General features: G+C 67.9%; 12 protein-coding genes. 9 read left to right on the forward strand and 3 right to left on the reverse strand.

The genetic code is table 11. The annotated features are described in order from the left end of the window. The first annotated feature begins 572 nt into the window (after positions 1-572). The 8 genes from ABFY07_RS27905 (at position 573) to ABFY07_RS27940 (ending at position 8,623) form a co-directional block, all read left to right on the forward strand. On the forward strand, positions 573-2,972 hold the full coding sequence (locus ABFY07_RS27905) for a DEAD/DEAH box helicase (protein ID WP_346177259.1): 2,400 nt from the start codon (positions 573-575) through the stop codon (positions 2,970-2,972). 129 nt (positions 2,973-3,101) lie between these two features. Further along, a complete protein-coding gene (locus tag ABFY07_RS27910; protein ID WP_346177134.1) occupies positions 3,102-4,160 on the forward strand; it encodes a hypothetical protein in 1,059 nt (352 codons plus the stop codon). A 170-nt stretch (positions 4,161-4,330) separates the two neighbouring features. Beyond that, the gene (locus tag ABFY07_RS27915) at positions 4,331-4,825 is read left to right on the forward strand and encodes a hypothetical protein (RefSeq protein ID WP_346177135.1); all 495 of its coding nucleotides are present in this window, start codon (positions 4,331-4,333) and stop codon (positions 4,823-4,825) included. A 63-nt stretch (positions 4,826-4,888) separates the two neighbouring features. Then, a complete protein-coding gene (locus tag ABFY07_RS27920; protein WP_346177136.1) occupies positions 4,889-5,851 on the forward strand; it encodes a hypothetical protein in 963 nt (320 codons plus the stop codon). Between the two features lie 210 nt (positions 5,852-6,061). Then, positions 6,062-6,592 carry a hypothetical protein gene (locus tag ABFY07_RS27925; protein WP_346177137.1) on the forward strand — a complete coding sequence of 177 codons (531 nt, stop codon included), beginning with the start codon at positions 6,062-6,064 and terminating at the stop codon, positions 6,590-6,592. 553 nt (positions 6,593-7,145) lie between these two features. Continuing rightward, positions 7,146-7,370 (forward strand): hypothetical protein, encoded by a 225-nt coding sequence (locus ABFY07_RS27930; protein WP_346177138.1) that lies wholly within the window; start codon positions 7,146-7,148, stop codon positions 7,368-7,370. Next, complete coding sequence (locus ABFY07_RS27935) at positions 7,363-7,926, forward strand: RNA polymerase sigma factor (protein WP_346177139.1); 564 nt, start codon at positions 7,363-7,365, stop codon at positions 7,924-7,926. Before ABFY07_RS27930 ends, ABFY07_RS27935 begins: the two co-directional genes overlap by 8 nt. Next, positions 7,919-8,623, forward strand: coding sequence for a hypothetical protein (locus ABFY07_RS27940; RefSeq protein WP_346177140.1), 705 nt, complete (start codon positions 7,919-7,921; stop codon positions 8,621-8,623). The genes ABFY07_RS27935 and ABFY07_RS27940 overlap by 8 nt, the downstream gene beginning before the upstream one ends. Positions 8,624-9,019: 396 nt before the next feature. Here ABFY07_RS27940 and ABFY07_RS27945 read toward each other — a convergent pair whose 3' ends face one another. Both ABFY07_RS27945 and ABFY07_RS27950 read right to left on the reverse strand, forming a co-directional pair. Further along, positions 9,020-10,345, reverse strand: coding sequence for a replication-relaxation family protein (locus ABFY07_RS27945; protein WP_346177141.1), 1,326 nt, complete (start codon positions 10,343-10,345; stop codon positions 9,020-9,022). A gap of 786 nt (positions 10,346-11,131) precedes the next feature. Beyond that, complete coding sequence (locus ABFY07_RS27950) at positions 11,132-11,560, reverse strand: DUF6300 family protein (RefSeq protein ID WP_346177142.1); 429 nt, start codon at positions 11,558-11,560, stop codon at positions 11,132-11,134. Positions 11,561-11,750: 190 nt separating this feature from the next. Here ABFY07_RS27950 and ABFY07_RS27955 point away from each other — a divergent pair, with 190 nt between their 5' ends. Next, complete coding sequence (locus ABFY07_RS27955) at positions 11,751-12,032, forward strand: hypothetical protein (protein ID WP_346177143.1); 282 nt, start codon at positions 11,751-11,753, stop codon at positions 12,030-12,032. A gap of 164 nt (positions 12,033-12,196) precedes the next feature. Here the strand turns inward: ABFY07_RS27955 and ABFY07_RS27960 are convergent, their stop codons facing one another. Next, positions 12,197-13,582, reverse strand: a complete 1,386-nt coding sequence (locus tag ABFY07_RS27960) for a hypothetical protein (RefSeq protein WP_346177144.1) — start codon at positions 13,580-13,582, stop codon at positions 12,197-12,199. Between the last annotated feature and the right edge of the window lie 369 nt (positions 13,583-13,951).

The following is a 13,951-nucleotide window of genomic DNA, read 5'->3' on the forward strand; positions in this document are numbered from 1 at the left end:
CCCGCGGAGCGGGATACCGCGCGGCAAGCCGCGCGGTAGTTGCGGCTCCGCTGACGCTCCGCCAAATTCCCCCGCAAGCGGGGGAATTGAATTCCGCAAGCGGAATTCTAAAAGCGGTTCAATTCGCGCAAGCGCGAATTGGGAGCACCCGCGCAAGCGGGGGTGCCAAGGCTGGCGGCAAGGGGGAGTGCATCACGCGTGGGACTGTGTAGGGTCTGGGGATCCCTGCTACTACCCCCGCAAGGAGCCTGACGCGCCGTCGGCTCGATGGACGCCGCCCCACCGCAGTGACGGGTTCCGCTACGCTCCACCCGAGTCCCTCCCCCGTAGTCAAAACCACCCCGGACGTGTTCACTGCCACTCGCTACCATACACCACAACCGGCCACTCGGGGGTCAGGTTGGGTCATGTATCACCCTGGCGAGCGAAGTTGGCGCACAAGCGATGCATCATGCTGATGCACTGTGTAGTGTCTGGGGTCAGACGCCACATCCCCGGGCCTCAGCCATCGCACCGGGAATCCCTTTCTGATTGCTCGCCATATTTCGCGAGGAGGAGTTTTCCCCGTGGTCATGAAGAGAAGCGATCTGCGCCCTCACCAGATTGAAACTGTCGACGCCATTAAGCGTGGCCTTGACGTGCCTCCCGGAGGTATTCCGGCTAACGGTCTGCGTGGTCAGGTGATTTCGGCGTGCGGTACCGGTAAGACCATCACGGCGGCTTTCGCTGCTCGGGAGATGCTGCCGAAGGGCCGGATTCTGGTGCTGGTGCCGACGCTGGATCTTCTGGCGCAGACGGTCAGGGAGTGGCATCGGGTCGGGCACCGGGGGCCGGCGGTTGCTGTCTGCTCGCTGCAGGATGACCCGGAGCTGTGGGACCTGAAGGTCCGCGCGACGACGAACCCGGTGCGGTTGGCGCTGTGGCACGGCTCGGGGCCGGTGACCATCTACGCGACGTACGCCTCTCTGGGCGTGCTGGCGGAGGCGTTCGAGGGCGTCTATGGCCGGCAGTTGGCCCCGATGGACCTCGCGGTGGTCGATGAGGCCCACCGGACTTCGGGCTCGACGGGGAAGGCGTGGGCGGATATCCACGACCAGAGCATCATCCCGGCGGCGCGGCGGCTGTATCTGACGGCGACGCCGCGGATCTGGCAGGAGCGGCCCCCGCACTGGGAGGTCGCGGAGGGCGTCCGGGACGCGTTGCCGAGGGAGATGGCGGCCTCCATGGACGATGAGGCCGTGTTCGGGCCGGTGCTCTACAAGCTGTCGCTGGCGTCGGCGGTCACCCGCGGTCTGCTCGCCCGGTACCAGATCATCGTCCTGGAGCTCCAGGACCCGGTCGTCACCCCGGAGCGGCTGAGGGGCGAGGAGCGGCACAGCGAGGAGGTCCGCGGGCAGCGGCTGGGGGCGCTCCAGGCGGCCCTGCTGCACGCCATGGCGCAGCACGGGCTGCAGACGTGCATCACCTTCCATCACCGGACGATTGAGGCGCAGGCGTACGCGGAGGGCCTGGAGGCGGTGGCCGGGAAGCTGCATGCGGACCAGCCGGAGACGTACCCGGCTCGGATGTGGGCGGACTGGCTGTGTGGTGAGCACGTTCCGGAGCGCCGGCGGGAGGTGCTGGGCGGGTTCGGGTCCACCGCGCTGCGGGCGGTGCTCTCGAACTGCCGCGTTCTCGGGGAGGGGGTGGACATCCGGGCCGTGGACTCTGTGGCACTGCTGGACCCGAAGGGCGCGCCGCACGACATCGTGCAGGCCATCGGGCGCGCTTTGCGGCAGAAGCCCGGTGAGGGGAAGCTTGCTTCTTTGATCGTGCCGGTATTCCTCCAGCCCGGAGAGAAACCGGAGGACATGTTCACCTCGGGGTCGTACCGGCCGCTGGTGAAAGTGCTTGAGGGTCTGCGGGCTCACGATGAAGAGGCGATCGAATTGCTCGCCATTCCCCAGGAGCCGCAAAAGGACGTGGCGCAGCCGTCCGTGAACATCGGCGCGGCCCCGGACGATGGTGAGGAAGAATCTCGTCTGCTGCTTCGTTTCGCGGCTCCGCGGGACCCGGTGATGGTCGCGGACTGGGTCAGCTTCAACGTGATCGACACCGAGCGGCAGGACTGGGCGCGCGGCTGGGCGAAACTCAAGACGTTCACGGAGCGTGAGGGCCACGCCCGGGTCCCGTACGGGCACAAGGAGGGCGCCTACCCCCTGGGGCAGTGGATCGCGGAACAGCGGCGCGCCTACGGGGCCGGGCAGATGAGCGGGCTGCGGGCCAAGCGGCTGGAGAAGCTCGGCATGGTCTGGAGCCTCGCGGACGCACGATTCCAGGAGAACCTCGAGGCCGCCCGCGCGTACTACGAGGAGCACTGGACGCTGTGCGCGCCTCGAACGGCGACGGCGCTGGACAGGCCGGTGGGGCAATGGTTGTCCAACCTCCGCCGCCCCGGTGCCCTGGACGGACACCCCGAGTGGGAGACGGCGCTGCGCGACGTCGACGAGCACTGGAACCCGGCGTGGCCGGCCGACTGGCAGCGGCACTACGCCGCCCTGCGCGAGCTGGTGCGCGACGAGGACCAGGTCGACGTCCCGCCGGGCGTCACCGTCCACGGGATGGACGTGGGAAAGTGGCTGGCCCGGCAGCGTCGGCACGCGGCCTGGACTGGATTGATGGACGGGCAGCGTGAGCTCCTGGAGGCCATCGGCGTCGTGCCGCTGCCGCCGGAGAAGGAGGCGCCCGCCAAGGCCCCCAGGGCGGCCTCTGGAGCCTTCGAGCGGGGCATTGCGGCCCTGGCGCAGTACAAGGCCCGCACGGGCTCTGTGACGGTCCCTAGGGCGCATGTAGAGACCGTTCTGGTCGACGGCCAGGAGCACGCTGTGAAGCTGGGGGTGTTCCTGTCGAACGCCAAGAGCCGCCGGGGGAAGCTCACCGCTGACAAGCTCCAGGCGCTGGCCGACCTCGGGCTCGACTGGGCGGCTGCGTAGAAGCCCTCGCGACTCCGTACCTTTGCCGAGTTGTCGGCTGACCCTGGCATCAAGTGCTCATGCCGCGTGCGATGTCAGAGGTGGCTCTTAGTGTGGCGGTAGACGCAGATCCGCCCTTGGAGACCTGAGATGAACTCGAGCTACTACCGCAGCCTGATGGAGCGGAAGAATAAAGAGCGCGCCGCTGCGGAGAAAAAGGCTGGTGATCTCCAGGCCAAGGCGGCCGGTAAGCGGGCCGACGCTGCGAAAGCACGGGCTGCGGCGGGGAAGTCGAAGAACGCCAGCACCGTCAAGAGCAAGCTCCGCGATGCGGATCGATACGAAGATCAGGCGAATGCCGCCTCTCGTGACGCAGCCAAGTGGAGTACGAAGGCCGCCGGGCTGGCGAAGGAGGCGGGGGAGGCACAGGTCAAGCTGGCCAGGGCGGAGCAGTCGGAGCGAGAGGCCGCTGAGAAGGCGCGTCAGCGTGAGCAGTTGGCGGCCGACCGGCGCGCTGCTGCCGAGCAGAAGAAGATCCAGCGACGTCTCAGCACCACGGAGCAGCAGGTGGGCATGGTTCTGCGGGAGCTGCGGGCGCCGAAGCCGGAGAAGCTGCGCGTGCTGATGCTAGGCGCGTCCTCTGCGGGAGATCTTCGGGTCGGCCGAGAGCAGTCGCGCATTCGAGCCGGTGTGGAACGGGCCCTGCACCGCGACTTGGTGGAGCTCGATGTCCGGCCTGCCGCGACAGCAGCCGACCTCTTGGACGGCATAACGAGGTTCCGCCCCCACGTAGTGCACTTCTCTGGTCACAGTGATGAAGACTTGTTCGTCTTCGAGAAGGATATCGATCAGCCTCACGAGGGGGACATCGTCACCGCGAGGGCCTTCTCGCGTGCCATCGCTGCCACCGATGAACCGCCCCTGCTGGTTCTGCTCAACTCCTGTCACTCCGCTGCCCAGATCGACGATCTGATTGGCACGGTCGACTTCGCCATCGGCATGTCCGATGAGATTGGCGACACAGACGCGATCTACTACGCCGCTCAGTTCTACGCCGCCGTCGCCAACGGTCAGTCCGTCGGGTCGGCGCATGCGTCCGGACAAGCTGCCGTCGAACTCGCAGGACTTCCCGATCACGACCTTCCGATCCTTGCTCACGCCTCCGACGTGGACCCGCGGGCTACCTTCCTCGTCAAGCCTCCCCAGTAACCGTGATCCGCGCAGCACCACAGCAACGACTTTTCTCTCTGACCTCGCACTCCGGGAGGCTGCGTGACGGTGAGGACACTGCTGTGGAGCGAGAACGCTGCGAGCCATCTGACCGACGACAGGCCATAGCCGCTGTTGATGCCCTCAGCTGCCGGGGCATCGTAGATGGCATGGGGAGCATTGAAGAACGGGAAGAGGCCCTGGCGCTCGCCGCGCAGGCCCATGACGTGGGGTGGGCGGCGGACAGCACGCCGTGGCAGCGGGCCCTACGCGCGATCAGCGGTGGCAAATGGGGCCGACGGCGGACGGGCTGGACCGTGATCCGGCTTGATGCACCCTGGCAGGACACTCCTTCCTCGGAACGGCCTGGCTGGAGGGAGCGCGCCGCGAACCTCGCCGACGATGTCGCTTTCGCCGTCGACTACACCGTTTGCGCCCGCTGCCAGCTCGGGTGGGTCGAGTGGCCGTACACCCCGAAGAAGTACCAGCGGTGCGGGCTGGCCACTGCAGGACTGGAGGCGCTGCGCCTCGAGCACCCCGGCCTGTCCTGGCACACCCTCGGCGGCCACTTCCAGGACTCCCTGGCCTTCTGGGCATCTGTGGGCGCGGGCGTGCCTGGGGGCTATCAACAGCGTGAGACCTGCCAGCATGTTCCCGAGGGGTGAGTGGCACAAAGCGGAGCAGTTGGCCGTTGCCCGGTTTTCGGTGCGGGCCAGTAGCCTCGGGGGATGGGAGATGCGGTGAAGCCCGAAGCGCTGCGTTCCGCCATAGCCAGCGCTGTTGCTGAGTTGAAGTCGTACGAGGTCCCGGACGAATGCGTACGTCTGGGGCTTGCTCCGGGGGAAGAGGGGGAGGCCTTCGCGGGCAAGTACCGCTACGTCATGAAGCGGCTGCGGCCGCTGGCGGTGCCAGAGCTGACCGCAGTCGCTCGCAAGGTCCTCGACGAGTACGAAGCGCCGGAGCTTGAGCAGCTCCTCGCTTCCTTGGGCATGACCGGCGTCGACGGAGAGTTCAAGAACCTGATCTTTGCCGCTAACGGCCCCAAGCCTGAGATCATTTTGCGCGACGCGGTCAACAACCGCCTTGACATCGTCCGCAACGCCCATCATTGCCTGACGTACACCCGGCCTCTCGTCGCCGCCGGCCTGTCATGGGCGGAGCTCGTCAGTTGGTGGCAGCAGACGAACCCCGCCGTGGCAGGTGACCAGGAAGCCGCCTCCAGGACTCTGTGCGCCCGGCTCGCGGACTCGCTCGCCTCCCCGCCGGAAGAAGTCCTGTTCCACACGTACGCGGCCCTGTACTTCCGGGAGGGAGGGCCTGCCCTGCCCGCCCTGATTCCCCAGGTGTATCTCCACTACGACCCCTACACCGCGAAGACCCGGGCCGAGCCTGGCCCTTTGGCGAGGCAGCGTATGGACTTCCTCCTGCTGCTGCCCAACAGGGTTCGGGTGGTCCTGGAGGTCGACGGCCAACAGCACTACTCGATCAACGGCAAGGCGAGCCCCGAACTGTATGCCCAGATGGTGTCGGAAGACCGGCAGCTGAAGCTCTCCGGATACGAGGTCTACCGCTTCGGTGGCCACGAGCTCGACCGCAGTGCCGGCCCTCGGGCAGTCGCTGGCTTCTTCCGAGAGCTCTTCGAGCGCTACGACATACCGCTCCCGCCCGCGGTGCCCACATGCAGCAGCTAGCCGTGGCGGCGTGACTCCCTGCCGCGGAGGCTCGTTGGGCATGACGGTGCCGCCCCAAGCCCCCCGCGACGGTGCCTCGGCTGAAGAGCGACCGGACCCGTGACCGGCGACACCGTAAGCCCCAGATGCACCGCATCATCGCGACGTACGCTCACGTGGCCTGGCCACCGACAGCGCCCACCTCACGGGAGGGCGTACAAGGAACCAGCCATGAGTTCACACGCCCGTAAGAACCAAGCACGCCAGTACCGCGACCAGCACAAGGTCACCTACACAGCAGGACTGCAACAGATCCGCGACTGCCTTCCCCCTGCCCAAGGCGCGACGAGAGCCGCCCTGGCGCCGAGCTGGACAGCCGACACCGTGCCCCAGGAGCTGCTGGTGGCGGTCGAGCAGCACTGCCACCGGACCTCGAGCTACTGCCACCGGGCGGTACAGGTAGGCCGCGAGTACCGCGACTGCCTGCGGGAGTGGCAACGTCTGGTGTCGTACGCCCTCACCGACGCTCACGCCCACAGCCAGCTGCTGATCGGCACCATCGCCGCCTTTCTCCAGCAGCAGGGCGTCGAGGACGACCTCATCCGACGGCACCTGCAATCCCCCAGCCCCGACCGCTACATCACCCGCGATGCCCTGGCCCACCTCGCCGGCCTGCTCGGCCGCCCCCTCCCCGAAGGCACCGTCGAATCCAGCTGGTACAGCATCGGACGCGCCATCGCACAACGCGACTCAGCGGAGTAGTCACGGCGCCTCCCCACCGCGTGGTGTCTCGACTGGGCGATGGCCTGAGCGTCGCGCAGGTGGCGGTGAGGATGGATGCTTACGTCGGCCTACTGGCTTTCTTCGGCTCTGCCAGGTTTTTAAGGTGGACCAGCGCTGGCGCTATCGGCGCTGACGCCCCGATCGGGGCCGCAGACTCTGGCCGAAGTGATCACCCCGGCCAACGCGGTCGGACGACATCAAGGACGACCGGGGCCTCGCCCAGCGGCCCGTCCTCGATCCGGACCCGGTGAGCGGACATAATCGCGCGCACGGCCTGGTTCATGACGGCCTGCTGGGCATCGCACAGCTCGGAGGGGAGGTGGTGGGCTCCGTCAGGACCCGCTGCCACTGCACCCGCGGCGCACGATTGGTGCCGGGGATCGGGGCCGGGCCCTCCGGTCTGCCCTGAGAATGTTCGGCTGACGGGTCTGTGAGGCGTACGTCACAGACGGCGGGGTCACAAAAGGCGGCGGTGCGTGCACTACATAGTGTCGGCAGGTGAACGGGTCACCGCCGGGGAAGGCGGACTGTGATGGATCCGGTGCTCGGGGGAGGGCTGCTGATGCTGTGCGGCTGGTTGTGTCGGCTGCTGCACTTATGGGTGTCCAGCCGTACCGAACTGCGCAGAACCGAGATGCAGCAGCAAGGTCTCAGCGAACGCGTGCGGCACCTGCCGCCCGGCAGCCGTCTGCTGGAACGGCCCGGCAGAGTCGAGGTTGTGACGGGAACGCAGCCGGCGGAGCTCCGCCGTGGCTGAGTCGGTCTCGCCCGTGGCGAGGAAGACGGTACAGGCGCCTTCACACATCAAGGGGGCCTCGCCCGCGTTAACGACCAGCAGTCTCGAGGACCTCTACCGCGTCGAGATGCCGCAGCTGACGCGGTTCCTGGTCCGTGTCGGCGCGACCCCCTACGAGGCTGCCGATGCCGCTCATGAAGCGTTCACCGTAGCCATCGAGAAATGGGACAGTATCCGGAATCCGCGGGCATGGCTGCGCAAGGTCGCTCACCGCTGCTATCTACGTCAGACAGGCCAACGGGACGCCCCGTACGACCCGTTGCCCGATCGCCCGGGCGGTACCTGTCCCATCGCCCATGTGACCCTCAAAGAGGGCAATCAGCGAGTCCTGAACGCACTGGCCCAGCTGCCGCCGCTGCAGCGGCACGTCATGGCGTGGGCCCAGGACGGCTTCACCGACCGGGAGATCGCCCAAGCGCTTGATATGCAGGAAGCCGCCGTCAGGAAGAACCGAAGCCGCGCCCGGCTTCGACTGCAGCAGACTCTCGTTGAGGAGGCAGGGGGCCGCGATGAGTGAACACACCATGTCCCGGGAGACAACGGTTCCCGAGGCTGACACCGTCCCGGGAGACGGCCGCCCCACGGCTGCTGATACACGTCTGGATCAGCTGCTTGCGGCTGCCGACGAAGAACTGTCCCAGTGCCTTGACGACGCCCTCGATCTCACGGGCGGTCTTCAGCAGCTCGCTTCCCTTCCTGCCTGCCCCGCTCCGCCGCGACCGGTAGGCGGCTTGGACGAGGATGCCCTGCACTGTTCGAGCCTGCACATCACCGGGCGCCCCGGCGGACGCGCCCACATCGACGACAACCCGCAGCTACAGGATGCCCTCGATCTCCTGCAGCACACCGGCGACCAGTTCCACGGCCTTGTGAGCATGACGGACAACGGCCCGTCCTCCCTGGAGACCGCACGGTCCAAGCTGACCGACGCTCAGCTGGTGATCTCCCGGCTCATCACCAAAGCACAAGGCCGGACACTCACGAGGACGCAGAACACCGCGGCATTCAACGACATCCACGATTGCGTCAACACGGCCTGGTCCACCGTCGCGCAGACACTGGAAAGCCCCGCCGCAGACCCCCACGCCGTGCTCCTCGACGACGCCCTCGACACCCTCGACAGCGCCACACAACGCCTCACCCAGGCACAGCGCATCCTCGACCACCTCCTTGACCAGATCGGAGAAGACCTCGACCAGCCCCTCCCCGCCTGAGCCACCCCCACCCAGATGACGCGCTCATCGCCGACGACCTCACCAGAACGTCAGCGACCGTTTCGTCGGTGCCCCCAGGCTCCCCGCCTGCCGCACTGCTCCAGCCCCGTAGAGGACAGCCGACCTGACAAATCAACGCGCCATCTGGCAAACCTGCAGATCACACCCGAGGTCCGGCACCACACCCCTTGCTCACCCCTGTCTGCGCTCGTACCCCTCGACCGAGGCACACACCAAAGTGATCAGAACAGGTCAGCCCACCGGCCACCGATCACAAAAACCGCTCCTGGACAGCAGCTCGCCGAACTCGGGCTCGACTGGGCATGAGCCGATCGGTTCAGGGGCGGGGCGCCTGGTGCCGGCGCCCCGCCTTCTCGTTTCGGTTCTGCGTTTCCCTCAGTTGCGGCGGCTGAAGAGGGCTTTGAAGAGTCCTGGGGGCTGGTGGGCGATGTCGTCGCGGCAGGCAGGGCAGTGGCGGCCGTCCTGGGGTGGGGCGTCGTCGTAGCGGGTGCCGGGATCGCCGGTGATGGGCTGGCCGCAGCGCTCGCAGGGAGCGGCCGGCGGCTCGGGCGGGGCGACAGGGCTCATCTGCTGCAGGCGTTGGAGGGCCAGCTGACGCTCGGCTTCTTTCTGCCGGCGTTGTTGTTCCCGTTGCTCGTCGCGCTGGCGGCGGCGTTCTTCGTCGCGTTGGTGCCAGGCGGTCTCGTCGCCTGGGTTGGCGAGGGCGTCGGCGAGGGTTTCCCACTGACGGTGTCCGCAGCGCCACCACACTGCATCGAGGGGGCCATGGTTCTTCAGGCGTTGGAGGGTGGTGAACACGATGGGGATGGCGTCAGTGTAGTCGTAGTAGCCGTCAGCAGGTTCGCCGTGGAAGCCGCCCATGCGTTCGTACCTGCCGCTCCAGGTCTCGCGGGTCAGGTCCAGGACCCGGTTCATGCGGTTCTTCAGTGCCTGCTCGCCCAAGCGGTTGCCGCCGTTGAACACGACCGCGACGGGCGGGTACCCCTCGCGGCCGGTGTTCGGGTAGAGGGTGCGCCAGACAGGGAAGTCGCGGCCCTGATGGTCTTTGGTCTTCAGACGGAAGAAGCGCCGGTAGCGGTCGAATTTCGCAGCGAGGAGCCCCGGGGCTTCGGTGCCGTTGTCGACTTCGACGATGAGGACGGGCAGGCCGGCCTCCGGGGCGTGCAGCACGGCGTCGGCCTGCACGCTGCTTTTGTTCCGGCCGGTGCTGGGCAGGTTGTGTGCAACTTCGGTGGACCAGGAGCGGATGGTGCCGATGCCGGGCGCCAGCTGCGCCGGCGGCGTGGCTTCGACGGCGGGTGTGCGGCTGAGCGGGCGGGTGGGTTCGGGCGGGGTCCGGGTGAAGGCGATGACGGTCTCGTTGACTGTCATCGCGTGCTTGGCGCCGGAGCGGGCTGAGCCGCGGGCGGTGCCGCCCATCTCGCCGACGGGGCGGTCGAGGACTTCGGCGGCCGCGTCCAGGCCCAGCGGGGTCAGCCCCCACAGTTTGTGGCCGTCGACGCTGTGGCCCTCGGAGTGGGTCAGGCCGTGCCGGGCGAGGTCGAGGCAGGCGTTGCGTACCGCCTTGTTGTCCTTGTGGCCCGGGCACATCAGGCGCCAGATCTGGTTGGCGCTGGCGACCTTGAGGACGCCGAGCGCGGCCAGGACGTGGCTGCGGATCGCCGCTGTCGATCCGTTCGGGTAGGTCTTCGAGCCGCCCACGGGCCGCACCCTCCCTCTTCTCCCGGCGCGGCCCGTGGCCGCGCGTGGCGGGCCCGGTGGCGCGGGGCCCGCCACCAGGCCGCGCCAAGCCTCACCCGATGATCTCGACGTCTCCCTCACCTCTACCACCCACCACAGACAACCAAGCGGGAGAGGTACGGAGAGAGAAGAGGGTTGTCGGGGCCGGTGGTCGGGCCTGGTCAAGGGGCGTGAGCTGCGAAAACAGTGCGCAGCAGGATGCCGGTGCCGGTAGGGGAGATGGCAGGGGGGCCGGTAGGGCGCCTGGCGGGTGCTGCGGTAGGCGCCGCGGGCGCGGCTGGTGGCTCAGCTCACGCTGCGCAGGCTCTCCCGCAGATACTCGTGCACAAGCTCCAGGCGCTGGCTGACCTCGGGCTGGAGTGGGCGACGGCATAGCGGCCGTCAGGGACCGCGCGAGGGGCCATGCCGGAGTCGGCGTGGCCCCTCGCGCTGTGTCAGGCGCCGGCCCGGCCCTCTTCGAGCGGGCGATCAGCGCGTCGCGCAGGATGCCGTCGGACGCGCGCGCCATGCGCAGCAGTTCACGGATCACCTCGGCCTTGTCCCAGCGGACGCCGGTCTGGACCCTCAGATCCAGGAGCCATTGGTCAATCTCGTGGGACTCGCTCGGGTCGAGACTGTCGTCGGGATGGCGCCTTCCGCCTTCGGAGCTGGCCGGGGAGCGATGTCGTACGTCGTCATGCCAGCCCAACGAGGCAGCCGTGCGATAGGACGTGCAGCACCGTCCGGGCTGTGTAGACGCGCCTGGCGTCAGCCGTGTCCGCGGGGAACAAGGCGCAGGTGGGCCGGTGGGCTGGGTGGTGCTTCGGGTTGCGGGGCGCGGGCCCAGCCGTGGGCGTGCATGGTCTCGATCTCCCAGTCCTCAAAGAGCTTGGCGAGCGCCTTCGGGTCGCGGTCGGGGTCGCGGTGCCACTGGATGAACGCGCGGGCGGCGGGGCGGTGGGCGTCGCAGGCTGGGCAGAGTTCCATCCAGACGCCGGTCATCAGCGGGCCGTGCCAGTGCAGCAGGAGTTCGGTGCCGCAGCGGGAGCAAGGCCGGGCCGGCTGTTCGTCTTCATCCCGCTCGGGGTGAAGACGGGCGAGTTCTTCGTCGGAAACGTTGTCGAGGCTGCCGTTGAGGTTGCCGATGCGGCAGAAGGAGCCGTCGGGGCGTACGAGGTAGCGCCAGGTGAATGACATGCAAGTCCCCCTTTCGGGGTGGAGCGTGACGCGAACGGCCACGATCCGCCCGCCTGTCGATCAGCGTCAAGAGGGTCGCACTGCAAGGGGTGCGGGGCTGAGCTCTTTCGATGTGCCTGTGCGGATTCTCGGTTCGCAGGCGCTGCTCTGCCACAGGATGGTCATGCAGGGCACGCCCGGAGGGCACAGCGTGGCTGACGTCATCGCCATGGGTGCCGAGTTGGGGAGGAAGCAGATGTCTACTGGAGTGGCTGTCGTGTGCGACACCGACAACTGCTTCGCCGTCTATCTGGCGGTGGAGACCGTTGACTTCGGTTTCCGGCAGCCGGTGATGACCTGCCCTGGCTGCGCGGACGGCCGGGGGCCGGTGCGTGAACGCGGGGACTGTCGGCGGTGCATGGGCCGCGTCGATTCGGAGTCCAGGTGCGTGTACTGCCTGCGCCAGGTGGAGCCCTTGCAGCCCGAGGCGTGACGGCGTCGTCCCGCCGTCGTTGAACAGCACGACTCCATACACCGGGCCCCGGGGATGTCTTCACTCCCCGGGGCCCGTGGTGTGTCCGGACGTGGGTCAGATCTCCCCTGCCGCCGTGGTGGTGACCCAGTCGGCGGCTTCGGCGTCGGTCATCACTGGAATGGTCATTGTGCGTCGGGGGATTGCGCGGAGGGCGGGAGCGCCAGGTCGAGGAGGGCTTTGAGGGTTTGGCGGTCGAGGCCGCTGTCGAGGTGGAGGGAGCGTCGTAGAAGGTCTCCGACGTCCTTGGGGTCGAGTCCGAAGCGCACACGAGCGTCCAGGCAGATCTCGCCGAAGAGTGCGGAGGCGAGTCGGGGCTCTCGCAGGATGTACCAGTCGATGAGGTGCACGACATCGCCCAGGATGTCGCCCAGGAGGACATCCTTGGAATCGTCGAGGTCTTCGGCATCACGGGCGAGTCCCCCGAGGACCGCTTCGACGATGGTGGTGCGCACGGCGGCGAGGGGGATAAAGCCGTCGGTACCGTCGTTGATGGCGACTGCGGGCCACCAGGCCAGGTGCGCTGCCTGCTCCTCGCGCCTCGTACTGCTGCCCCGGGTGAAGAGGCGGTTCTTCTTGGATTCCTCAGCGTCCTCGAGGCTGTCGGCGATGATCTTCGTGAGGCGGTTGTGGTCCTCGACTAATCCACGGGGCTGCTCGGTGCCGAATGCCGTCGTGGCGGACAACAGCTTCTCCGGGCCGTGAGTCCGGCGGTACTGCTCGGCCCAGTCACGGGCGACCGGTCGGGACCACCGCGGCCCCTCGGCCGTCTCGGCCTGGGGCGGGGGCAGGTCCTTCCGCCCGTGCTTAGGATGCGGCAGGTCCTCCAGCTCCAGTTCGGCGATCTGCGCCAGGCCGGCGCGGTCGACGAAACTGGCCGGGTCGAGTTCCGGTGCCTGGAGATCGACGGTGCACTGATCGAGCGGCAGGGAACCGGGTTCGCGGTGGGAGGCCCACAGGGCGAGATGCTCACGCCAGTGCGGCAGCGGTCCCTCCGGGGCCTTGAAGTCGGCGATCTTCACAACCCGCGCGGCGTGTGACGTCGCCGGGCGGGCCAGGACGTCGATGGCCGTGACGGTGACGGCGTCCGCCACCGGCCGCGCATCGTACCCCTCGTAGGCGTGGTCCACGACCTGCTGGGGCCGGTACCAGCGGGTTCCGTCCCACCAGTAGCCGCCATGCCGGTACAGGAACCCGTTGTTCCCGTGCATCCACTCGTGGTGCAGGCCGCTCATGTCTTTGTCGCGGATCAGGAGAACGGTCCGCCCATGGTCGGGGTGCTGATGGACCGCCCAGGCGTAGTCACGGTTCTTCGTCTCGGTGGTGAACGCCACCCATCCCCCACCGGGCAGTCGGTCCGTGCGCCCCCACAGCCCCTCACCCTGATTACGGCCCGTCCGCTCGATCGCGTCAGGATTGTCCAGGAGCAGCCGCTCGTCGTTGATGAACGGCAAGCCGGGAACCGGGTGATCGGTGTGTAACCCGTTGGCAACCGGTTGGATCACGCTCATGAAAGTGCCTTCCTTCTGCGGTTCTCGGGCCACCAGGGCGGATCGCACCCTGGCACGCCTGCTCCACCCCGCGGCATCGACCTCCGCCCTCAGCACCACTCGTATTGTCGGAATGCCGCTGGTAGGGGGCCGCGCCGCCTGCTGATCCGATTCTGACGGCATCACCCGAACGCGTCCGATGAATCACCGAACCCGGCACGCGTTCCATCGGCCTGGGGCCGCTATCCGCGGGAGGTCGTCATGACTGGTCTCCATGGAGGTGCGAGGTACCCAGTACGCCTGCCCCGCACCGGCACGGCAAGACGCCCTCAGCGCGACGCGAAGATCACACGCAGTGTAAGGAAGGGCTCCTCACCGACCACCGTCGGC

The sequence above is a fragment of the Streptomyces sparsogenes subsp. cuspidosporus genome, assembly GCF_039532705.1.
In the GTDB taxonomy this organism is placed as follows: domain Bacteria; phylum Actinomycetota; class Actinomycetes; order Streptomycetales; family Streptomycetaceae; genus Streptomyces; species Streptomyces sparsogenes.